This window comes from Mycobacterium sp. IS-1742 (genome assembly GCF_001500125.1).
Taxonomy (GTDB): domain Bacteria; phylum Actinomycetota; class Actinomycetes; order Mycobacteriales; family Mycobacteriaceae; genus Mycobacterium.
In genome coordinates, this window is sequence record NZ_LQIV01000041.1 from 37,006 (window position 1) to 58,324 (window position 21,319).

The 21,319-nt window shown below is 70.0% G+C and carries 22 protein-coding genes; 11 read left to right on the forward strand and 11 right to left on the reverse strand.

Going from position 1 to position 21,319, the window contains the following annotated elements:
- Nucleotides 1–66: 66 nt before the first annotated feature.
- Nucleotides 67–1,290, forward strand: a complete 1,224-nt coding sequence (locus AU196_RS19465; protein WP_059096710.1) for an alpha/beta hydrolase — start codon at nt 67–69, stop codon at nt 1,288–1,290.
- 26 nt (nt 1,291–1,316) lie between these two features.
- Nucleotides 1,317–2,735, forward strand: coding sequence for a WS/DGAT/MGAT family O-acyltransferase (locus AU196_RS19470; protein WP_059096711.1), 1,419 nt, complete (start codon nt 1,317–1,319; stop codon nt 2,733–2,735).
- 15 nt (nt 2,736–2,750) lie between these two features.
- On the opposite strand, the gene AU196_RS19475 is transcribed toward AU196_RS19470, so the two are convergent.
- Nucleotides 2,751–3,995: an alpha/beta hydrolase gene (locus AU196_RS19475; protein WP_059096902.1), complete on the reverse strand. Its 1,245-nt coding sequence runs from the start codon at nt 3,993–3,995 to the stop codon at nt 2,751–2,753.
- A gap of 97 nt (nt 3,996–4,092) precedes the next feature.
- On the reverse strand, nt 4,093–4,836 hold the full coding sequence (locus tag AU196_RS19480) for a lysophospholipid acyltransferase family protein (RefSeq protein WP_059096903.1): 744 nt from the start codon (nt 4,834–4,836) through the stop codon (nt 4,093–4,095).
- A 167-nt stretch (nt 4,837–5,003) separates the two neighbouring features.
- On the opposite strand from AU196_RS19480, the gene AU196_RS25645 reads away from it, so the two are divergent.
- The 5 genes from AU196_RS25645 (at nt 5,004) to AU196_RS19505 (ending at nt 8,079) form a co-directional block, all read left to right on the forward strand.
- Nucleotides 5,004–5,324, forward strand: coding sequence for a DUF8129 domain-containing protein (locus tag AU196_RS25645; RefSeq protein WP_059096712.1), 321 nt, complete (start codon nt 5,004–5,006; stop codon nt 5,322–5,324).
- A 120-nt stretch (nt 5,325–5,444) separates the two neighbouring features.
- Nucleotides 5,445–6,386 carry a pentapeptide repeat-containing protein gene (locus AU196_RS19490; RefSeq protein WP_059096713.1) on the forward strand — a complete coding sequence of 314 codons (942 nt, stop codon included), beginning with the start codon at nt 5,445–5,447 and terminating at the stop codon, nt 6,384–6,386.
- A gap of 21 nt (nt 6,387–6,407) precedes the next feature.
- Nucleotides 6,408–7,196 carry a crotonase/enoyl-CoA hydratase family protein gene (locus AU196_RS19495; protein ID WP_157546515.1) on the forward strand — a complete coding sequence of 263 codons (789 nt, stop codon included), beginning with the start codon at nt 6,408–6,410 and terminating at the stop codon, nt 7,194–7,196.
- On the forward strand, nt 7,193–7,795 hold the full coding sequence (locus AU196_RS19500) for a hypothetical protein (RefSeq protein ID WP_059096904.1): 603 nt from the start codon (nt 7,193–7,195) through the stop codon (nt 7,793–7,795). The genes AU196_RS19495 and AU196_RS19500 overlap by 4 nt, the downstream gene beginning before the upstream one ends.
- A gap of 38 nt (nt 7,796–7,833) precedes the next feature.
- Nucleotides 7,834–8,079 (forward strand): hypothetical protein, encoded by a 246-nt coding sequence (locus tag AU196_RS19505; RefSeq protein WP_059096715.1) that lies wholly within the window; start codon nt 7,834–7,836, stop codon nt 8,077–8,079.
- A 4-nt stretch (nt 8,080–8,083) separates the two neighbouring features.
- Here AU196_RS19505 and AU196_RS19510 read toward each other — a convergent pair whose 3' ends face one another.
- Nucleotides 8,084–8,917, reverse strand: a complete 834-nt coding sequence (locus tag AU196_RS19510) for a DUF1206 domain-containing protein (RefSeq protein WP_059096716.1) — start codon at nt 8,915–8,917, stop codon at nt 8,084–8,086.
- A 16-nt stretch (nt 8,918–8,933) separates the two neighbouring features.
- On the reverse strand, nt 8,934–9,128 hold the full coding sequence (locus AU196_RS19515) for a CsbD family protein (RefSeq protein WP_059096717.1): 195 nt from the start codon (nt 9,126–9,128) through the stop codon (nt 8,934–8,936).
- 133 nt (nt 9,129–9,261) lie between these two features.
- Here AU196_RS19515 and AU196_RS19520 point away from each other — a divergent pair, with 133 nt between their 5' ends.
- Nucleotides 9,262–10,086 carry an arylamine N-acetyltransferase family protein gene (locus tag AU196_RS19520; RefSeq protein WP_231737652.1) on the forward strand — a complete coding sequence of 275 codons (825 nt, stop codon included), beginning with the start codon at nt 9,262–9,264 and terminating at the stop codon, nt 10,084–10,086.
- Here the strand turns inward: AU196_RS19520 and AU196_RS19525 are convergent, their stop codons facing one another.
- Together AU196_RS19525 and AU196_RS19530 are read right to left on the reverse strand one after the other, a co-directional pair.
- A complete protein-coding gene (locus AU196_RS19525) occupies nt 10,087–11,097 on the reverse strand; it encodes an acyl-CoA dehydrogenase family protein (RefSeq protein ID WP_059096719.1) in 1,011 nt (336 codons plus the stop codon). It lies immediately after the preceding gene.
- Between the two features lie 92 nt (nt 11,098–11,189).
- Nucleotides 11,190–12,347: an acyl-CoA dehydrogenase family protein gene (locus AU196_RS19530; RefSeq protein WP_059096720.1), complete on the reverse strand. Its 1,158-nt coding sequence runs from the start codon at nt 12,345–12,347 to the stop codon at nt 11,190–11,192.
- 42 nt (nt 12,348–12,389) lie between these two features.
- Between AU196_RS19530 and AU196_RS19535 the strand changes: the two genes are divergently transcribed.
- The gene (locus AU196_RS19535) at nt 12,390–13,343 is read left to right on the forward strand and encodes a helix-turn-helix domain-containing protein (protein ID WP_502687272.1); all 954 of its coding nucleotides are present in this window, start codon (nt 12,390–12,392) and stop codon (nt 13,341–13,343) included.
- Between the two features lies 1 nt (nt 13,344).
- Nucleotides 13,345–13,866 carry a dihydrofolate reductase family protein gene (locus AU196_RS19540; protein WP_059096721.1) on the forward strand — a complete coding sequence of 174 codons (522 nt, stop codon included), beginning with the start codon at nt 13,345–13,347 and terminating at the stop codon, nt 13,864–13,866.
- 5 nt (nt 13,867–13,871) lie between these two features.
- Here the strand turns inward: AU196_RS19540 and AU196_RS19545 are convergent, their stop codons facing one another.
- From AU196_RS19545 to AU196_RS19555, 3 genes are all read right to left on the reverse strand, one after another.
- Entirely contained in the window at nt 13,872–14,489 is a 618-nt protein-coding gene (locus AU196_RS19545) for a TetR/AcrR family transcriptional regulator (protein WP_197415847.1), read from the reverse strand.
- 352 nt (nt 14,490–14,841) lie between these two features.
- Complete coding sequence (locus tag AU196_RS19550; RefSeq protein ID WP_059096722.1) at nt 14,842–16,320, reverse strand: aldehyde dehydrogenase; 1,479 nt, start codon at nt 16,318–16,320, stop codon at nt 14,842–14,844.
- A gap of 46 nt (nt 16,321–16,366) precedes the next feature.
- Nucleotides 16,367–17,158 (reverse strand): class I SAM-dependent methyltransferase, encoded by a 792-nt coding sequence (locus tag AU196_RS19555; protein ID WP_059096723.1) that lies wholly within the window; start codon nt 17,156–17,158, stop codon nt 16,367–16,369.
- A 36-nt stretch (nt 17,159–17,194) separates the two neighbouring features.
- Here AU196_RS19555 and AU196_RS19560 point away from each other — a divergent pair, with 36 nt between their 5' ends.
- Nucleotides 17,195–18,367 (forward strand): glycosyltransferase family 4 protein, encoded by a 1,173-nt coding sequence (locus AU196_RS19560; RefSeq protein ID WP_059096724.1) that lies wholly within the window; start codon nt 17,195–17,197, stop codon nt 18,365–18,367.
- A 56-nt stretch (nt 18,368–18,423) separates the two neighbouring features.
- Here AU196_RS19560 and AU196_RS19565 read toward each other — a convergent pair whose 3' ends face one another.
- The gene (locus tag AU196_RS19565) at nt 18,424–20,055 is read right to left on the reverse strand and encodes an MmpA family trehalose lipid delivery protein (RefSeq protein ID WP_502687273.1); all 1,632 of its coding nucleotides are present in this window, start codon (nt 20,053–20,055) and stop codon (nt 18,424–18,426) included.
- Entirely contained in the window at nt 20,055–21,257 is a 1,203-nt protein-coding gene (pgfA, locus tag AU196_RS19570) for a cell envelope lipid trafficking protein PgfA (RefSeq protein WP_059096726.1), read from the reverse strand. Before pgfA ends, AU196_RS19565 begins: the two co-directional genes overlap by 1 nt.
- Between the last annotated feature and the right edge of the window lie 62 nt (nt 21,258–21,319).

The window sequence follows — 21,319 nt, forward strand, 5'->3', positions numbered from 1 at the left end:
AAATGATGGGTAGACATCTTCACGATCTTGTCGTTTGGGAATTCGCCACAGGGGTACAGTCGCGCCATGACGGTACGACCGGACACCCGGTACCCCGGTCCGACATTGTGGTCTCGCGCAAGGTGGTTGCTCAACGCCAAGCCCGCTGATCACATGCTCGCGATGAGCGTGGCCTCGGCTTCGCTACCGGTCATCGGCAAGCATCTCGAACCCCTCGGCGCGCTGGCGGCGATGGGGGTGTGGGGTTACCGCCAGATGCCCGAGCTGCTCTCGGCGTCGGCCAAGTCGTGGTTCGACCCCGGCAACGCCGAAGTTCGCCAACGCGAGCGCGACCTGACCCACGAGGTCTCCCACCAGGCGCTGCGCGGGGTGGTTCCGGCCGCCGACCTGGCGATCGACTGGCCGGCGCCGGAGAAGGCGCCGCCGCTGTGGAAGACCTTCGAACACCGCCGCAACGTGCACAAGTCCTCCGTGCGCTACGGACCGCTGCCCTCGCAGTTGCTCGACGTGTGGCGTCCCAAGAACCTGCCGACCGAACCGGCCCCGGTGCTGCTGTTCGTCCCCGGCGGCGCGTGGGTGCACGGCAGCCGCCTGCTGCAGGGTTACGCACTGATGTCGCACCTGGCCGAGATGGGCTGGGTCTGCCTGTCCATCGACTACCGGGTGGCACCGCACCACCCGTGGCCGGCCCACCTCCACGACGTCAAGACCGCGATCGCCTGGGCTCGGGCCAACGTGGACAAGTACGGCGGTGACCGCAACTTCGTCGCGATCGCGGGGGCTTCTGCCGGTGGCCACCTCGCCGCACTGGCCGGTCTGACGATCAACGACCCGGAGATGCAGTGTGAGCTGCCGGAGGGTTCGGACACCTCGGTCGACGCGGTGGTCGGCATCTACGGCCGCTACGACTGGGAGGACCGTTCCACCGCCGAACGTGCCCGCTTCGTCGACTTCCTCGAACGGGTCGTCGTGAAGCGCAAGATCTCTCGGCATCCCGAACTGTTTCGCAAGGCATCGCCGATGGCGCAGGTGCACTCGGAGGCGCCGCCCTTCCTGGTGATCCACGGCAGCGGGGACAGCGTGATCCCGGTCTGGCAGGCCCGCAGCTTCGTCGAGAAACTCCGGGCGAAGTCGCGCTCTGTGGTCAGCTATGTGGAGCTGCCAGGCGCAGGACACGGGTTCGACATGATCGACGGGGCCCGAACGGGTTCGATGGCCACCGCAATCGGACTGTTCCTCAAGCAGATTCACAAGAACCGTACTCTGATCGGCGCGCGAGAGGTTATATAGACGCCTCGGGCAGGAGGAGGCGATACGTGAAGCGGCTCAGTGGGTGGGATGCGTTCTTGCTGTACAGCGAGACACCCACGGTGCACATGCACACGCTCAAGCTGGCGGTGATCCAACTCGACGACCTGGGTGGCCGCAGCTTCGGCGTCGAGGAGTTCCGTCAGGTCATCCACAGCCGGCTCTACAAGCTCGACCCGTTCCGCTACGAACTGGTCGACATCCCGTTCAAGTTCCACCATCCGATGTGGCGGGAGAACTGCGAGGTCGACCTCGAGTACCACATCCGTCCGTACCGGGTCGAAAGCCCCGGTGGGCGCAGGCAACTCGACGAAGCGGTCGGCCGCATCGCCAGCACGCCGCTGGACCGCAGCAGACCGCTCTGGGAGATGTACTTCATCGAGGGACTCGCCGACGGCAGGATCGCCGTGCTCGGCAAGATCCACCACGCCCTCGCCGACGGCATCGCCTCGGCCAACCTGATGGCCCGCGGCATGGACCTGCAGCCCGGCCCGCAGCACGACCGCGACTCGTACGCGACCGACCCGGCGCCGAGCCGTGGCGAACTGGTTCGCACGGCGTTCCGCGACCACCTGCGCCAGATCGGCAAGCTGCCGGCGAACTGGCGCTACACCGCGCAGGGTCTGCAGCGGGTCCGCCGCAGCAGCCGCAAACTGTCGCCGGAGCTGACCAGGCCGTTCACCCCGCCCCCGTCGTTCATGAACCACAAGGTCGACGGAGTCCGCAAATTCGCAACGGCCACACTGGCTCTCGCCGACATCAAGCAGACCGCCAAACACCTCGGCGTGACGCTCAACGATCTGGTGCTGGCCATCTCGGCCGGCGCGCTGCGGACGCTGCTGCTGCGCTACGACGGTCACGCCGACCACCCGCTGTTGGCGTCCGTGCCGGTGAGCTTCGACTTCAACCCCGAGCGCATCTCGGGTAACTACTTCACCGGTGTGCTGGTGTGCATCCCGGTCCAGATCGAGGATCCGCTGCAGCGGGTGCAGGAGTGCCACAACGCCGCGGCGTCGGCCAAGGAGAGCCACCACCTGATCGGCCCCGAACTGGTCAGCCGGTGGTCGTCGTACTTCCCGCCTGCGCCGGCGGAGGCGCTGTTCCGGTGGCTGAGCAACAAGGACGGTCAGAACAAGGTGCTCAACCTGCCGATCTCCAACGTGCCGGGCCCGCGCGAACGGGGGCGCGTCGGCGGGGCCCTGGTGACCGAGATCTATTCGGTCGGTCCGCTGACCACGGGCAGCGGTCTCAACATCACCGTGTGGAGTTACGTCGACCAGCTCAACATCTCCGTGCTCTCTGACGGCGCGACCGTCGAGGACCCGCATGAGCTGACCGACGCCATGGTCGAGGCGTTCGTCGAGATTCGTTCGGCCGCAGGGCTTTCCGAAGAGCTGACGGTGGTCGAGACCGCCATGGCGCCGTAGGGGGCGGTCAGCGGGTCAGCGGTGCTGTGCGTGCACCCACGACAGGAACCGTTCGATCGCCGCAGCGGTGTAGTGCCCGCGCGGGGAACCGAAGAAGTCGAAGGCGTGCTGGGCGTGCGGGATCTCCGAGTACGCGACCGGAGCCGTCGACACCTTGCGAAGTTCCTCCACGAACTCCCGGCCCTCCGGAACGGGGATGATCGAGTCGTCCTCGCCGTGCAGCACGAAGAACGGGGGTGCGTCGGGATGGACCTTCGTAATGGGCGAGGCCTCCAGGTACTCCCGACGGTTGCCCCGGTACGGCTTCTTGACGACGAACTTCTGCAGGAACGCGATGAACTGCGGCCGGCCTTCGCCGTCGCCGGAGAACCAGTCGTAGCGGCCGTACACCGGGACCGCGGCCCGCACCGACGTGTCGGCGTCGGCGAAACCGGGTTGCCACTGCGGATCGTTCTGGGTCAGCGCGGCCAGTGCGGTCAGGTGCCCGCCGGCCGATCCGCCGGTGATCGCGACGAAATCGGGGTCGCCGCCGTAGTCGGCGATGTTCTCCCGGATCCACGCCAGCGCCCGCTTGACGTCGACAATGTGGGCCGGCCAGGTGTGGCGCGGGCTGATCCGGTAACCCATGGACACGCAGACCCAGCCGCGTTCGGTGAGGTGGCTGAGCAGCGGATAGGCCTGCGGGCGGCGCATCCCGATGGCCCACGCGCCGCCGGGCACCTGCAGCAGCACCGGGGCGCGGCCGTCGCGTGGGAGGTCGCTGCGGCGCCAGATGTCCGCGGTGTTCGCCCGGTGCGGGCCGTAGCGCACGGTGCCCTTCTTCTCCACGTAGCGCCTGCGCGACCATCCGGTCCGGAAGATGCCGCCGCGGCGGCGCGCGGGTGGGGATTCGGCCGCGACCGACGCGTACCCCTCGCCGAGCGCCTCACGGAGGCCGACCTCGAAATGCGGCTGGGACTTGATGTTTCGATGCTGGGTGAGCGCCAGCAGACCCCAGGTGAGGACTTTGAGCACCAACGCGGCGCGGCCGGTCGGGGTCCTGAAGTGTCCCCGCAGCCCCCGGCGGACGGCGTCGAGCACCGAACCGGTCAGATACAGCGGTGCGAGCTCGGAGGTCGGCCAGCCGAACGCGAATGTCGGTATGGTCACATAACCCTTGCGGCCCAACGGCTGTACCGCGTTGGCGGCGTTGAGCAGTTCAGCGCTCGTGGCGAGCAGCGGCCTGGGCCTACGCACCGCACGGGTCACGCCGCCGAGCATCGTGAAGTCTCTGCGCACTTTGGGATTCGCCACATTCTCTCGGACGTGAAAAAACGGTCCCCCGGGGGTAGCCGGTGCACGGGTGGTCGAAACGCGGTCAGCCCAGCACGGGGAAGCGACGCTGGGCGGCCAGTTCGTCGAGTGCGCGCTGCATGACGTGGCGGACGTGGGCGTCGACCTCGTCGACATCGGGATCCTCGCCGAACTCCGCGACGATGTCGATGGGCGGCAGCACCCGGGTGACGATCTTGGTGGGCAGCGGCAGGTTGACCGGCAGCACCGCCGAGAGCCCGAACGGGAAGCCGAACGAGATCGGCAGGATCTTGGCGCGCAGCAACTTGTCCAGCCGGATCGTCCTGGCCAGCCATTCACCGCGGCTGAGGTAGAACTGACTCTCCTGACCGCCGATGGACACCGTCGGCACCAGCGGCACGCCTGCGTTCAACGCGGCCCGCACGTATCCGGTGCGCCCGCCGAAGTCGATCTTGGACTCGGCCAGCGTCGGCCGGTAGACGTCGTAGTCGCCGCCGGGGAAGACGATCACCACGCCACCCGAGCTCAGCGCTTCGTCGGCGTTCTCGTGGTTGGCGCGGATGAAACCGATCTTGGTGAAGAACTCGGCGGTCGGCCCCGTCATCAACAGGTCGTGCGACAACGTGTAGACCGGCCGGTCGTAGCCGAACTGCTCGTAGAAGCCCGCGGCGAAGACGGGCACATCCATCGCGAACAGGCCGCCGGAGTGGTTCGACACCACCAGCGCGCCGCCCGCGGAGGGGAACTCTTCGAGGCCCCGCATCTCGGCGCGGTGATAGGTCTTGAGCAGCGGCCGCAGCACGCCCATCACCCGTTCGGTGAATGCCGGGTCCCATTTCGCGATGTCCGACGACGGCACGGCTCTCCCCTTCGGGTCGAATTGAAACGTGTTCTAGTTTGATGGTACCCAGGGCGACCGCGCTTTCCCAACCGCGCGCCTGGTTATCGTGCGGTCCCGGTGGGCACCCGTAGCGTATGGCTACCCGTGACGAACTCCCGCTGAAGGACTACGACCAGCTGGCGCTGCCCGATCTGCGGCATCGCATCCGCTCGCTCGACGAACCCCAGCTGCGGACGTTGTTCGACCACGAGACCGAGCACGGCAACCGCATCCCCGTGCTCGAGGTCCTGCACGCCCGGCTCAAGGAACTGCACGGCGGCGCCGAGCCGTCGGGCGGTGACCAGTCCAACGCGCCCGGGGTGAGCGGCGCCGCGGGCGGTTCGCGGGTGCAGGAATCGACCGCGGCCGAGGCCAACACGCCGCTGCGCCACGGCGTCGCCAACCAGACCCCGTAGCGCGGCAAGCCCTGAGAGGCGCGTAAGACTCTCGTCAGCACTCCTTGCGTTTGTCGCTACCGCAGGCTGTGAATCTCACGTTCACCATCCGCCTGTTCGCGCACCTCACCAGGAGTGACCATGAAAGTCTCCGCCCGTTCCTATCTCATCGCCGGTGTCTCCCTTGCCGGCGCGGGCCTGATCGTCGGCGGGTCCAACGCCCCCGTTCTCGACACCACCCGGGCCGACGTCACCGTCGCGCCGATGGCGGCCACCAGCACCGCCTCCCCGGTGGACGGGCCCACGGTGGGCTCCGCGGCGGCCGCCTCCGGATCGGTCACGGCGGCGTTCGTGGCACCCGCGCCGGAACCGGACGACACCGCCCGCATCGCGCTTCCCGACGTCGGCGGCCTGGACCCCGACGAGGGCAGGCCGGGTATCCAGCTCAGCCTGCTCACCGGCACCCCCAACCTCGGCTACGGCAACGAGGGGCTGTTCAACGCCGGGGTGAACAACACCGGTGACTTCAACATCGGCGGCGACAACGACGGTGACTTCAACATCGGCACCGGCAACGTGGGCGACTTCAACATCGGCTACGACAACGACGGTGACTTCAACATCGGTGGCGACAACGAGGGCGACTTCAACGTCGGATTCGACAACCGCGGCGGCGAGCGCAACTTCGGCGTGGGCAACACCGGCTCGTACAACGTGGGGTTCTTCAACACCGGTGAGTTCAACTTCGGCGTCGGCAACAACGGTGTCGGCAACGTCGGATTCTTCAACACCGGCAACTACACCGTCGGCGCCTTCAACGTCGGCATCCGCTACGCCGGGACCCCGGGCATCAGCACCGGCCGCACGGCCGACACCCCCGACGAGGATCTGAGCACCAGCGCACTGAGGACCACCGCCGCCCACGACGACGAGGACACCGGCGACGAGAACCTCAGCCGGAGCGGCCGCAACGTCGGCGCGTCGAATGACGGCGGCACCGACAACGGGGCCGGCGACAACTCCGGCGACAACGACACCGCCAAGGCGTCGGACACCAAGGGCAACGGCGGCGACGACGATTAGTCGGCGATCACGCGGGCTAGCATCGGCCGCGTGAGCAACGAAGCCAACAGTGAAGACGTCGTCCTCGTCGAGCAGCGGGATCGCATCCTGGTGATCACCATCAACCGGCCCAAGGCCAAGAACGCGGTCGACGCCGCGGTCAGCCGGGGCCTGGCGGATGCGATGGACCGGCTCGACGGGGACGCCGGCCTCTCGGTGGGCGTCCTCACCGGCGCCGGCGGAAGCTTCTGCGCGGGAATGGATCTCAAGGCGTTCGCGCGCGGCGAGCGGGTCGACATCGAGGGCCGCGGGCTTGGATTCACCGAGCGTCCGCCGGTCAAGCCCCTGATCGCGGCCGTCGAGGGTTACGCGCTGGCGGGCGGCACCGAGCTGGCGCTGGCCACCGACCTGATCGTCGCGTCCCGCGAATCGGCGTTCGGCATCCCCGAGGTCAAGCGCGGTCTGGTCGCCGGGGGTGGCGGACTGCTGCGACTGCCTCAGCGCATCCCCTACGCGATCGCGATGGAGCTCGCCCTCACCGGCGACAACCTGCCCGCCGAACGCGCCCACGAACTCGGGTTGGTCAACGTGCTGGCCGAACCGGGCGGTGCGCTGGAGGCCGCGCTCGCGCTGGCCGGGCGTATCACCGCGAACGGGCCGCTGGCGGTGGCCGCGACCAAACGCATCATCGTCGAGTCGCGCGGCTGGAGCCCGGAAACGCAGTTCGCCGAACAGATGAAGATTTTGATGCCGGTGTTCGCGAGCAACGACGCCCGAGAGGGGGCCGTCGCCTTCGCGGAGAAGCGGCCCCCGAGGTGGACCGGCAGCTGAGACACGTATTCACCGGCCACATCGCCGGGTTCGGGACCGAGGCCGGCGTGCGGATCGTCGTCGGCAGATGGTCGACGTCGCCGCTCGGCGCGTTCACCGACGTGATGGTGCAGCAGCCCGACGAACAGCGCGTCCTGCTGGCCCCGGACGCCGCGGTGGCCGACTTCGTCGCCTCGACCTATCACTTCGACCGGGTCGAGGTGGGGCCGGTGGCCGCGACGCTGAGCAGCGACCGGCTGACCGTGCGCAGCGCGGCACTCGAGGTCGACGTGTCGATCGGCGGACCCGCGCCGCTGGACCGGGTGCTGCGGCTGGTGCCCGGCCGGCTCGCGACGGCGCCGTGGTGGCTGCGGGCCATCGACCCGGTGGCGTCGCGCCTGGTGCGTGGCGTGCACACCGCGGGCACGGCGGGCAACGGCCGCCGGGAGTACTACGGGGTGCGGCGCTCCCGCCGCATCACCGCGGTGAAGGGCCGCTACCGGGATACGGATCTGGTTGCCCTACAACCACTTCGACCTCCGGTGAACTTCGGATTCGCCTCCGCGCCCGCCGCCCCGCAGCTCGTCTCGGTCACCACGACGATCGTCGAGGCCGGTTGACGTGTTTTTCCGGCGCCGGTCGCGGGCACAGTGACGGCATGGACACGGTGAAACGACTCCGGCACGCCCAGCAGCGACTCTTCACGGTGCAGCGCCGGCTGTGGCTGGCGCAGCTCGCGATGTGGCCGACGCTGATCGTCACCGGGGTGGCCGCCGCGGCCGGTGTGGTGTGGCTGCTGCGCAGGCGCTCCGCCGGCGGCAGGCACGAACTCCCGGAGTCTCCCGGTGCGCACCGGGTCGAGACCGTCGCAGAACACGACGGGCAGGGGGTCATCCCCGGGTGAACGCTCACATCCGCGCGTAGCGGGTGAGCGCGAAGCTGTAGAGACCGTAGGCGGCGAAACCCGCCGCGGCGACCGCGATCAGCACCGAACCGCCCGGCATCTGCCCGAGCGCCTTGACCGCGCCGTCGAGTCCGGTGGCCTTCGACGGGTCGGCCCGCACCGATGCCACGATCACCAACAGCCCGGCGACCGCGAGCACCACGCCCTCCGCCACGTGTCCCAACACCCCCAGCACCGTGAGCAGTCGGCCGCCGGAGATGTTGAGGTCATCGCGGAATCGCCGCGACGCCCCCTTGAACGCGAAATAGCAGCCGACGGCGATGACGCCGAGACCGATCAGCGCAAGCACCGCCTTACCCTCCGGCGTGCGCATCAGCCACGTGCTCAGGCCCACACTCCGCTCGGCGCTGGAATCGCGGCTGCCGAGCGCGAACTGCACGGCCATCGCCGCCACTGCGGCGTACACCGCCGCCAGCCCGAGCGCCTTGAGCCGGTTGACCATGAGGAAGTCGTCGGGGTCCGGATTCGGCTCGTGGTGCTCGCCGGGATGCAGACCGAGAATCGTCTCCGCCAGCCGCCACAGCGTCAGCGGCACCAGGGCCACCGCGACGCCCCACAGCGCGATGAAACCCCCTTTCGTCGCCGCGAGCGTGGCCAGCGCACCGGACTGGTCCGCGCCGTCACCGTTGCCGGATCCGATCGCGATGCGAAAGATGATGTAGGCGATCAGCAGATGCAGGACGCCGTTGATCAGGTATCCGGTGCGCGCAGCGATCTGCGCCCCCCGATGATTCGTCGCGACCCGAACCGCACCGGCGGCGCCGGTCTCGTCTGTCACCGCCGGTGGACTCGGCTCAGTACCCGCGTGGCCGGCGACGCGACCGGAAGGCGTCTTTGACCTTCTCCCCGGCGTCCTTGAGATGCGCTATCCGCTCGTCGCCGCGGCCCCGCGCCCGCATGTTGGGATCGCCGACCGCGCCGCCGGCGCCTGCCCGCATCCGACCCTGCAGTTGCTGCAGCTTGTTCCTCGCCTTACCGCTGAAACCCATGTCGTTGCCCTCGTATCTCGGTGTCCCGGTCGTCGAGACGCTCGAATGGGGGTTACCCGTTCCGGCGTCGCGGCATCGCGGAAATCGAGACGAGGTTGACCTCAACCGCGCTCGAGGTCACACCATGGAGGTCATGACCGACACCGCGGCGTACCTGAACAGGATCGGCCACCGGGGCACGGCGGACCCGACCCTCGACACGCTGCGGGCCCTGATTGCCGCACACAACCGGTCGATCCCTTTCGAGAACCTCGACCCGCTGATGGGAACACCGGTCGCCGACCTGAGCGCGGACGCCTTGACCGACAAGCTCGTGTACCGGCGGCGCGGCGGCTACTGCTACGAGCACAACGGGTTGATGGGTTATGTCCTTGAGGCACTGGGTTTCGGCGTCGAGCGGATCGCCGGGCGGGTGGTGTGGATGCGCGACGACGATGCGCTGCCCGCCCAGACCCATCAACTGCTGGCGGTGACGGTGCCGGACGCGGACGGCCGCTTCCTGGTCGATGTCGGCTTCGGCGGGCAGACGCTGTCCTCGCCGATCCGCTTCGAGACCGGCGTCGAACAGCCCACCAGACACGAGCCCTACCGGATCCGCGACCACGGCGACGGTTACGTCCTGGAGTCGCTCATCCGGGGTGAATGGCGTCCGCTGTACCTGTTCACCGACCAGCCGCAGCCGCTGATCGACCTCGAGGTCGGCAGCTGGTACGTCTCGACGCATCCCGCTTCGGTGTTCGTGGTGGGCCTGACCGCCGCGCTGGTGACCGACGAGGCGCGGGTCGACATGCGGGGCCGCCACCTCACGGTGCACCGCGCCGAGGGCAGCGAGCAGACCCGGTTCGACACCGCCGCCCAGGTCGTCGACGCCCTCACCGGGCGGTTCGGCATCGACGTGACGGACCTCGGCGACCGCGCCGACGTCGAGCAGCGCATCGGCGACGTCCTCGACCGCTAGCTACGGCGCGACCAGCACGTCCCACGGATCGCCCGACGACAGCGCGAGCCGCCCCAGCTCGCGGGCGTACCGCGCGGGGGAGCCGAAATCGTCGACCCAGCCGCGGGCCCGCATCGTCGACAGCCACAGCGGGTGCTCGACCGTCACCCCGATCGCCCCGTGCAGCTGATGGGCGATCGTCGTGACCGGTTCGACGGCGCGCCCGACGGTCACCTTGGCCACCGTCACCGCGTACTGCGTTGCCGGCGCGGCGAATCCGTCCTGGACGGCCGCCGCGACGGCGAGGTCGGTGGTGGCACGGGCGCGTTCGATCTCGCCGGCCATCGCCGCCAGCGCGTGCTGGACGGCCTGGAACCTGCTCAGCGGCCGGCCGAATTGGACCCGCTCCCTGGTATGGGCGGCGGTCAGGTCGGCGGCGGTGTCGAACGCCCCGATGGTTTGGACGCACCGCGCCCACGCGCCCCGCCGTATCAGCTCGTCGGCCAGCGCGACATCCACCAGCGCGCAGTCGTTCTCGGCGACGTCGACGCCGACCTCACCGCGGGGCTCACCCGCCAGGTCCACCCCGTCGACGATCACGGGGTCGTCGAGCAGCGCGACGTGCAGGCCCCGGTCCGTGCGCACGGCGGCCACGACCGTCGCATCGCGCGGCCACGGTACCCGCCGCGCGGTCCCGACCACCCGTCCGTCGCGAACCGCGCCGTCGCACACGGCGACGGTCAGCGGACCCGACGCGGGCACGTCGAGGCCGGCGGCACCGGCCAGCCATGCGGCCAGCAGGTCGGTCTCGGCCACCGGGACGGCGGCGCTGCGCCGCGCGAGGCCGGCCATCACGATCGCCGACTCCGCCGGCCCGGCATCCTCGGCGGTGGTCAACCGGCTCAGACCGGTCTCCTCGAGGTGCCGCCACAGATCGGTGTCGAAAGTCTCCGGGCGGGTGTGCCGGCCCATCCGCGCGTCGTACGAGCGACGCGCGAGATCGTCGACGAGATCCCGTAATTCGTCGCTCATCGCACCCCTCGGCTCTTCGCGCAAGCGCTCATCTGGTCTCTCGGCTCTTCGCGCAAGCGCTCATCTGGTCTCTCGGCTCTTCGCGCAAGCGCTCATCGCACCCCCATCCCGCGGGCGACCACTCCCCGCAACACCTCATTCGTCCCGCCGCGCAACGTGAACAACGGCGAGTGCAATCGGCCCGTCGCCAGCAGGCCGCGCAGCCGCTCTGCCTCGGGCGCGTCGTCGTCGAGGTAGGCCAGCAGATCGGCGACGATCTCCACCGAATCCTGTTCGAAACGGGTGCCGAGGTCCTTCACCAGCGCCGCCCTGGTGTTCGCGTCGCGGCCCGCGGAGAGTTCGCGGGCGACGGAGATCGACAGCTGGCGCAACGACACCATCCGGGCCATCAGATCGCCCACCTCGGCGGCGGTGCGATCGTCGACCCGGCCGCGGCCGAGGGCGGCCACCGCTTCGAAGACCAGCGTCGCCGTGGACAGGATCCGTTCCGGACCGCTGCGCTCGAACCCGAGTTCGGCCGTCACCTGGTGCCAGCCGTTCCCGATCTCGCCGAGCACGTCGGCGTCCGGCACGAACACCCCGTCGAACAGCACCTCGTTGAAGTGGTGTTCGCCGTTCATCAGCACGATCGGGCTGATCGTCACCCCGGGTGAATCGGTCCGGACGATGAACTGGCTGAAACCCGCGTGCCGGTGGTCGGGGTCGACGGGCGCGGTGCGCGCCAGCACCACGACCTGGTCGGCGACGTGGGCTCCGCTGGTCCACACCTTCGTCCCGTCGACCCGCCAGCCGCCGTCGACCCGCGTGCCGCGGGTGGCGACCGCCGCGAGGTCCGAACCGGCGCCGTGTTCGCTCATCCCGATCGCCGAGGACAACCGGCCCGCGGCGATGCGGGGCAGCAGCCGCCGACGCTGTTCCTCCGTGCCGTACGCCAGCAGTCCTGGCGCCACCTGGCGGTCGGCGATCCAGTGCGCCGCCACGGGTGCGCCGTGCGCCAGCAGTTCCTCGGTCACGACGTAACGGTGCAGATGTCCCAGCCCGTGCCCGCCGAACTCGACGGGGATGGTCAGCCCGACGAACCCGGCCTCGGCCAACCGCACGCTGAACGCCGGATCCCACGCAGCCAGCCAGCAGTCGACGGCGGGCTGCCAGCCGTAGGCCGCGCGATCGGCGGCCAGAAACCCCCGGATCGACGTCCGCAGCGTCGCCAGGTCGTCGTCGTTGGCGCACAGCGCCTCGAATTCATTCACTGGCGGGCGAGTCTAGTGAGCACGCACGCAGCAGGAATCGTCATGTCCCTCTGGGCGGGCGGCGGCCATACTCGGATCGTGAATGAGCACGCCACGACACCGGCGCGGCGCGACCGGTTACGCGAACTGCTCGACGCCGTCGTCGACGCGTCCAACACCGAAGTGGGCGACATGGCGCGCAGCAGCTACGCCTCGGAGTTCCACTTCTCCCGCGAGGTGCGCCGGCTCACCGGGGAACCACCGGCCGCGCTGCGCCGGCGGATCATGCTCGAACGCGCGGCCTGGCGGCTGCGCCGCGGTGAGGCCGTCGCCGCCGTCGCCGCCGACGAGGGTTGGTCCTCGCCCGAGGTGTTCTCCCGGGCCTTCCGCCGGACGTTCGGCGTGCCGCCCTCACGCGCCGGCGATGTGGAGTTCCGGGTGCCCGCACCCAACGGGCTGCACTTCCATCCGCCGCAGTCGCTCTGGCTCGACGGCGACGGCTCCGACAAGGAGCCCGACCCGAGCCGGCTCATGGTGGCCCACGACATCGCCGACACCGCCTACCTCATCGACCGCGCCCGGCTATTGGGTGACGGGCAGTGGCGCCAGGAGGTGTCACCCGGTCAGGTGGTGCTGCACTGGGACGGCCCCGAACCCAGCGTGGCTGCGGTGCTGGGTGCGCTGGTGTGGACCAAGGAGGTGTGGCTGGCCACCATCGAGGGACGCGATTTCCCCGCGCGTGACGGGTCCCTGACGGCCGACGAGCTCGCTGCCCGGCATGCGGACATCGGAAAGCGTTGGGCCACTATGGTTTCGGAGTACTCGGCGGCCGGGAGGATGGGTGACACCGTGATCGACGCGCTGTGCGATCCACCCGAGTCGTTCCAGCTCCACGGCATCGTCGCGCATGTGCTGACGTTCTCGGCGCACCGACGTGGTCTGGCCCGGTCCATGCTCGCCGGGCTGGGCCTGCCGACCGAACAGGGAGATCCGTTGGACTGGATGAGGAGGCACTGAGTTGGCGACCGTGTACTACACCGCGTCGAGCCTGGACGGCTACATCGTCGACGGCGACGACAGCCTGGACTGGCTGATGTCCCGCGACATCGACCCCGACGGACCGTTCCACTACGACGCGTTCGTCGACACCGTCGGTGCGCTGGTGATGGGGGCGGCCACCTACGAGTGGATCGTGAAGAACCAACCGGGCGAATGGATGTACGCCCAACCGACCTGGGTGGTGACGCACCGGCCGGACATCGTCGCCGCCGGGCACCCCGTGCAGACCTTCGCCGGGGAGGTGACCGAACTGCATGCGACGCTGGCCGCCGCGGCCGGCGACAAGGACGTGTGGGTGGTCGGGGGAGGGGACCTGGCCGCGCAGTTCGTCGCCGCGGGTCTGGTCGACGAGATGATCGTCAGCTACGCGCCGTGCACGCTCGGCGGCGGTTCGCGCGTCCTGCCGGTGCGGTCGGAGTGGCGACTCGTCGAATCGGCGGTGAACCGCGAATTTCTCTGTGCGCGTTGGCGGGCGGCGTGAACCGCTCAGCCGGTGCCCGCGGGTATGCCGTTGCGGCGGATGAATTCCCTTGACTTGAGCAGGAATTCGAGCTGGGTGTGCACTTGGCGCAGCGGGTCCAGGTCGCGGGTGGTCCGGCACAGCACGACGGCGCCCTCGAGGGCGGCGATACTCGTGGTGGCCAGCGACGCGGCCTCGGCCTGCTCGCATCCGTCGACCTCGAAGGCGCGCGTCAGCGCATCACGCCAGTGACCGAAGATCGCCCCGGCGACCGAGGTGAGTTGCGGTCCGTCCTCGGACGAACCGATCGCCGCGGCGACCACCGGACAGCCCGCGGTGAAATCGCTGTCGGCCAGGACCCGGTCCCAGAACTCGACGAAGTGGTCCACCAGGTACTGGCCACCGTTCGCGGCGGCCTCGTCGATCAACTCGGTGATCGACTCGCCGGCGTACTGCAACGCCTCCGCGACGATCTGACTGCGCCCCTCGGGGAAGTGGTGGTAGACACTGCCGCGCGGCGCCCCGCTGCGCTGCAGGACCTCGTCGATGGTGACGCCGGCGGCGCCGCGCTCGCGGAGCACCTCGGCGGCGCCGATCAGCATGTTGGTGCGCGTGGAACCGCGCTTGGTGGGGGCTTTCTTCATCTTCGGTCAGGCGACACGGGACGGGCGCTGCGGCGTCGCTCGCCAGGCGAGCCCGCGCGGAGAGAAGAGGAGGCGGCGTCGACTCGGTAGGTGGCGGACGAACCGCAAACCGACGATGTTGAGTTCGACCACCCACATGACGTGCCTCTTTCTCTATGACCGAAAGCATAGAACAGCAGAAAAAATGGCACAACCTGACACCTCGCAGCCCGGGATTGGCGTCCGAATATGGGTGTGTGCATAATGATCTCCGGCGCCCGCCCCGGCGGCCCCGGGGCGAGCGTCACACCAACGTCGACAGTGCTAAAAAGGGCTCCCACCCGCAGGTGGGAGCCCTTTTTTCGGCCCTGGGCTACTCGGGGGTGTAGCCGAACGGCAGCAGCGTGCTCTTGGCCTGGCAGTACTGTTCGATGCCTTCCGGGCCGTTCTCGCGGCCGATGCCGGAGTTCTTGTAGCCGCCGAACGGCGCACCCGGGTCGAAGGCGTACATGTTGACCGCATAGGTGCCGGTGCGGATCTTGCTCGCCACCTCGAGGGCCTTCTTGTTGTCCGTGGTCCAGACGCTGCCCGCGAGCCCGTACACCGAATCGTTGGCGATGCGGATCGCGTCGTCCTCGGTGTCGTAGGGGATCACCGCCAGCACCGGCCCGAAGATCTCCTCCTGGGCGATGGTCATCGAGTTGTCGACGTCGGCGAACACCGTCGGCTGCACGAACCACCCGCCCTCCAGCCCGTCGGGACGTCCTCCGCCGGTGACCACCCGGGCGCCCTCCTCCTTGCCCTTGGCGATGTAGCTCTCCACGCGTTCCCGCTGCTTCTCGCTGATCAGCGGTCCGATGGCGGCGTTCGGGTCGTCGGGCAGGCCGACGGGCATCGCGGCCACGAAGTTGGCGAGCTTCTCGACCAGCTCGTCGTAGCGCGACCGCGGCGCGAGGATGCGGGTCTGCGCGACGCAGGCCTGACCGGAGTTCATCACCCCGGAGAACGCGAGCATCGGCAGCGTCGAGTCCAGGTCGGCGTCCTCGAGCACGATCGCCGCCGACTTGCCGCCCAGTTCCAGCGTGCACGGCTTGAGCTTCTCGGCGGCCAGCTTGCCGATCTCCTTGCCGACCGCGGAACTGCCGGTGAACGTGTACTTGTCGATCTCGGGGTTCGCGGTCAGCGCACGCCCGGTCTCCGGGCCGCCGGGCACGATCGAGAGCACGCCCTCGGGCAGTCCGGCCTCGAGGAACATCTGCGCCATCGCGAACACCGACAGCGGCGTCTCGGCGGCGGGCTTGAGCACGATCGTGCACCCGGCCAGCAGCGCCGGGCCCAGCTTGTTGGCGGCGAGGAAGAACGGCACGTTCCAGGCGGTGATCGCGCCCACCACGCCGATCGGCTCCCGGGTGACCAGCGTCTGGCCGTAGATGCCGTCGCGGATCTCGCTCCACTGGAACTTGTCGGCAGCGCCGGCGTAGTAGGTGAACGCCGACATCGCCGCGCCGTACTGCATGATGTCGACGATCGTCTGGGGCTGACCCGTCTCGGCGGCGAGCAGGTACTTGAGTTCGGCGCCGCGCTCCTCCATGAGCTTCACCGCGGCGCCGAGCACCGCGGCGCGCTCCTCGGGCGACATCCTCGGCCACGGCCCCTCGTCGAAGGCCTTGCGCGCGGCGGCGCATGCGGCGTCGACGTCGGCCTCGGCCGCCATCGGGACCTGGCCGACCTTCTCACCCGTCGCGGGGGAGAAGACGTCGATCACCTCGTCGGTCGACGGTTGCACCCACTGGCCGCCGATGAAGAGCTTGTCCCACGTCGTCTTGTGAGCTGTCTGCACGGTCTGTGTCATGGACGTCACACTACCGACTGGACGCCAAAACGAGAACCTGTTGCAGTCAGGGCCGCAGGACCAGCACCTGATTACTCACCACGAACTCCCGCAGACCTGGCACGGCGTCGGTCCACCACGCCCATCGCGGGTGGTAGCGGGGGAATGCGGCGATCAGCGCGCCGGTGCTCGCCGCCCAGTCGAGGCCGTCGCGCGCCGTGACCGCGAACAGTGACGAACCGTAGTCGTTCTTCGGCCGGTGTCCGTGCCTGCGGGCGTACCGATCGGCGGCCCTGGCCCCGCCCAGATAGTGCGTCAGCCCCATCTCGTGCCCGCCGAAGGGGCCCAGCCAGACGGTGTAGGACAGCACCGCGAGGCCGCCGGGCCGGGTGACGCGCAGCATCTCGTTGCCCAGCCGCCAGGGGTGGCGGACGTGTTCGGCGACGTTCGAGGACAGGCACACATCGACGCTGCCATCGACGAATGGCAGCGACAGACCGGAGGCGCGCACGTACCGGCCGGAGTGCGCGGTGGCCGCGGGACCCATGCCGGATGTCGCCGCCCGAGCGGCTCCGGCGTGCGCCTCCCGCGGGTCCGGTTCGACGCCCACGTACTCCATCCCGCGACGGGCGAAGGCGGCGGCGAAGAACCCGGGTCCGCCGCCGACGTCGAGCACCGTGCGGCCACCGGGCGTCGTCCCCGTCGCGCCCTGCCAGAGGTCGGCCACCATCGCGGCGGTGTCGTCGGCGAGCGCCCCGTAGAAGCGGGCCGGGTCGGACTGCTCGAAGCGGAAGTCGCCGAGCAACCGGACCGACCGCGACAGCGTCGCGCGTCGGGCGAACAGCTCGGTAGCGGACACGCGACCGACCCTACGCAGCGGATAGGCTGGCCGACGATGTCTGCCCGGCTGTCCGCGCCCGCCCTCCGTTCCGTCCTGCTCCTGTGCTGGCGGGACACCGGTCACCCCCAGGGGGGCGGAAGCGAGATGTACCTGCAGCGCATCGGCGAGCAGCTGGCCGCCTCGGGTGTGCGGGTCACGCTGCGCACCGCCCGCTACGCCGGGGCCGCGCGCCGCGAGGTGGTCGACGGTGTGCACGTCAGTCGTGGCGGCGGCAGGTATTCGGTCTACCCGTGGGCGCTGCTGGTGATGGCATTGGCCCGGGTCGGGCTCGGTCCGCTGCGCGGGGTGCGCCCCGACGTCGTCGTCGACACCCAGAACGGGCTGCCGTTCCTGGCCCGGCTGGTCCACGGCCGGAGGGTGGCGGTGCTCGTGCACCACTGTCACCGCGAGCAGTGGCCGGTCGCCGGTCCGGTGCTGGGCCGGCTCGGCTGGTTCGTCGAGTCGGCGGTGTCGCCGCGCGTCCACCGGCGGGCGCAGTATGTGACGGTGTCGCTGCCGTCCGTGCGCGACCTGACCGACCTGGGCGTGGACGGCGCGCGGATCGCCGTGGTGCGCAACGGGCTCGACGAGGCGCCGGCGTCGACGCTCACCTCGCCCCGGTCGGCGACACCGCGGATCGCCGTGCTGTCGCGGCTGGTGCCGCACAAGCAGATCGAGGACGCGCTGGACGCGGTGGCCGCGCTGCGGCCGCACGTGCCCGATCTGCATCTCGACGTACTCGGCGGCGGGTGGTGGCAGCAGAAGCTGGTCGACCACGCCCGGCTGTCGGGGATCTCCGATGCGGTCACCTTCCACGGGCATGTCGACGACGCCACCAAACACGAGGTGCTGCAACGCAGTTGGGTTCACGTCCTGCCGTCGCGCAAGGAGGGCTGGGGGCTTGCGGTGACCGAGGCGGGCCAGCACGCGGTGCCGACCGTCGGCTACCGCTCCTCGGGCGGGCTGACCGATTCGATCGTCGACGGTGTGACGGGTCTGCTGGTCGACGACCGGGACGAACTCGTCGATGCCCTGGGGCAGTTGCTCGGCGACCGCGTGCTGCGCGAACAGCTGGGGGCGAAGGCCCAGGCTCGCAGTGTCGAGTTCTCGTGGCGGCAGAGCGCATCGGCGATGCGCGAGGTGTTCGACGCGATGCTCGAGGGGCGGCACGTCAGCGGCGTGGTGTAGCGCTCCGCGGTTGGGTAACGCTACGGCGCACATCGGCCCCGAGATCCGCCGCTGCGTCACGCAAGTCGGCGCAGCGCACCGGCGAGCAGCGAGCCCACCAGCAGCGCCAGCCACGCGGCGTGCGCCGCGATCAGCAGCCCCCGGTCCGGTGAGCCCGGACGGTCCCCGCCGACCCGGTACACCGCCAGCTCGTCGTCGCGGTACGCGACTGGCAGATCCAGTGCGGCACCACGTGATTCGACGACCACCCAGCCCACCCCGGCGTCGGCCAACTTCGCGACCGGCGCCCCCCGCGTGACGAGGTCCTGCACCGCCCGCGCGCGCACGCCCTCACCGGGCACCGTCGTCCCGCCGATCACCAGGTCACCGGTGCTCAACACGTCGGCGCGCACCCACCGCGGCAGCGGGTCGAGCACCGGCGCCTCGCCCGCCCACGAGAACTGACGCATACTGTCGGGCGGCAGCACCGCGACCGGTCGCGGATCGGCGTTGATCACCGCCGCCGCGGCCGCCCAGCCGGGCGGATACTGCACCGCCCGCAGCTGTCCACCGACTCCGAACGCCAGGTCGGGCAGCACCGCGATCAACGCCGCACAGCACACCGCCCCCGACACCGCCGGAGAGACCTTCCGCAGGGCGAGCACCGCACCCGCACCGGCGACGGCGTAACCGGGCAACGCCAACGCCACCCACTTCTGTCCGTCCCGCAGCACGCCGAGCCCCGGCAGCGCCCGCACCGTGTGTTCGAGCACCGCGAGCCCCGGACCCGTGGCCATCAGCGCGGGAAGGACCACCGCCGCCGCGGCCAGGACCAGCAGGGGCAGAGCCTCACGCCGCCGCCACACCACCGACACCCCGGCCGCCACCACCGCGAGCAGCACGGCCGTCGCCACGACGGCGAAGATTGTTGTGCGCGAGCCCGGTACCGCATCGGCGTTCCAGATGCCGCCGAGCCCGGCCAGACTGCCCAGCGTCCCGAGACCCGGCTCGGCCCGCGCCGCGAACGCCGGCAGCCCGGCGGCGGGCGACACGGCCAGTGACCCGGACACCGCCGCCGCCACCAGCCACGGCAGGGCACCGACCACCGCCGTCGCGAGCGCCGCGCCCAGCACGGCGACCCGGCGGCGGCCCTCACCCGGCGCGCACACCGAGACCACCGCCACCGCCGCCGCGAGCAGCAGCCCGGTCGGGGTCAACCCGGCCAGGGCGATCCAGAACGGCAGCGGCCACCACGGACCGGACCCGTCGCGCAGCCGCAGCACCGCATGGGCGACCCACGGCAGGCAGCCGTATCCGACCAGCAGACTCCAGTGCCCCTGCAGCAGGCGTTCGGCGACGTAGGGATTCCACACCGCGACGGTGACCGCCACACACTGCCCGGCCACGCCCGCCTCGGGCACCACCGTCGACGCCAGCCGCGCCGCACCCCACCCGGCCAGCCAGAGACCGGCCACCAGCAGCGTCTTGACCACCACGCCGCCGTCGAGCACGTGCGACGCCAGGACCATGAAGAAGTCCTGCGGCAGCGCGCGGGGCGCCGCCTCGGAGAGCCCCAGCGCCGCATCGGACAGATGCGACCGCGGCGTCGACACCGCGTCACGCAGCAGCAGATACCCAGGCGCCAGCAGCGGCGCGGTCACGATCAGCGACAGCGCCAGCGCGTAGACCGGCGGGAGGTGGCGGGAGATCAGACCGGTCTGTCGGGCGGTAGATCGGTCGGCCGCTGGGCCGGCAGTTTCTCGGTCTTGGCCTCGGCGCCCGGCACCGGTTCCCCGGCGTCGTCGCGCTGGAAGAACCCGTGGTCGGCCTCGTCGAGCCCGGGATCGATCAGCGCCGACTCCGCGCGCAGGCTGAACGATCCGAGCAGGGCGCCGCCCACGAGCAGCACCAGGCCGAGCGCCGTGAAGGTGATCGGCAGGATGCGGCCCCACAGCGCGACCCGGTCGCGTTCACTGCGGGCGCTGGCCACCTGGGACTCGACCGACTCCTCGTTCGTCGTGATCCGGTAGTCCGCGAACGTCACCTCGGGCCGCAGCGCGTCCCGCGCGTAGTAGTGGTAGCCGTGCTCCTCGGATTTGACGATGGTGCCCGACACCGGATCCACCCACAGCGTGCGCTCCGCCGCGTAGAACCGGCTCATCGTGATCGGCGCTTCCGGATCGCCCTCGACACCCCACAGCCCTGCGCGGGCGGTGACCTGGGCGTCGGCGTCGTCCTCGTACAGCGAGGCGTACTTCACCGGTTCGACCAGCTTGCCCTCGGCGTCGTACCCGACGTTCTGGGTGAACTTGAGAGTGGTGAGGCCGTTGACGTCCTCTTCGCCGTCGTAGTTGGCGTCGTAGGCCTTCTGCGCGATCGGGTCGAACAGCGGGTACGTCTTCTTCTCCGTGTCGAACGGGAACCGGTAGGTCAGCCCGTCGTGCGGCAGCGCGATGTTGGTCGGCGGCTGGTCGTCCTCGATGGCCCGCGGTTTCTGCACCGCGCCACCCGGATTGCTCTCGCTCGACACGGCCATCGCCGACGACCGGTCCATGGTCACGGTGTCGACCATCGCCAGCAGCAGACCGTTGTCCTGCTGTTTGTCGGTGCGCCGCATCGAGCTGCCGACCTGCAGGGTGACCACGTCCGCGTTGGACGGCGACTCCACGGTGATCTGCTGCTGGTACGACATCGGCACGTCGCGGTCCACGACGAAGCGTTCGCCCAGCAGCGACGCCGGATCGAAGGCGGTCCCGGTTCCGTCGCTGATCAACGTGGTGTCGATGTCGAGCGGAACCTTCGCGATCTTGCCCTTGGTATAGGTGGACAGCAACAGTGCGGCGATCAGCAGGGCAGCACCGAGCCCCATGAGTCCGCACGCCGCGATCCGCAGCGCCACTGCGCGGTTCAAACCGTGCCTCCTTCGGCTCGGGCCGGCAAAACCCGTTTGACCCTAACAGCAGACATTAAGGC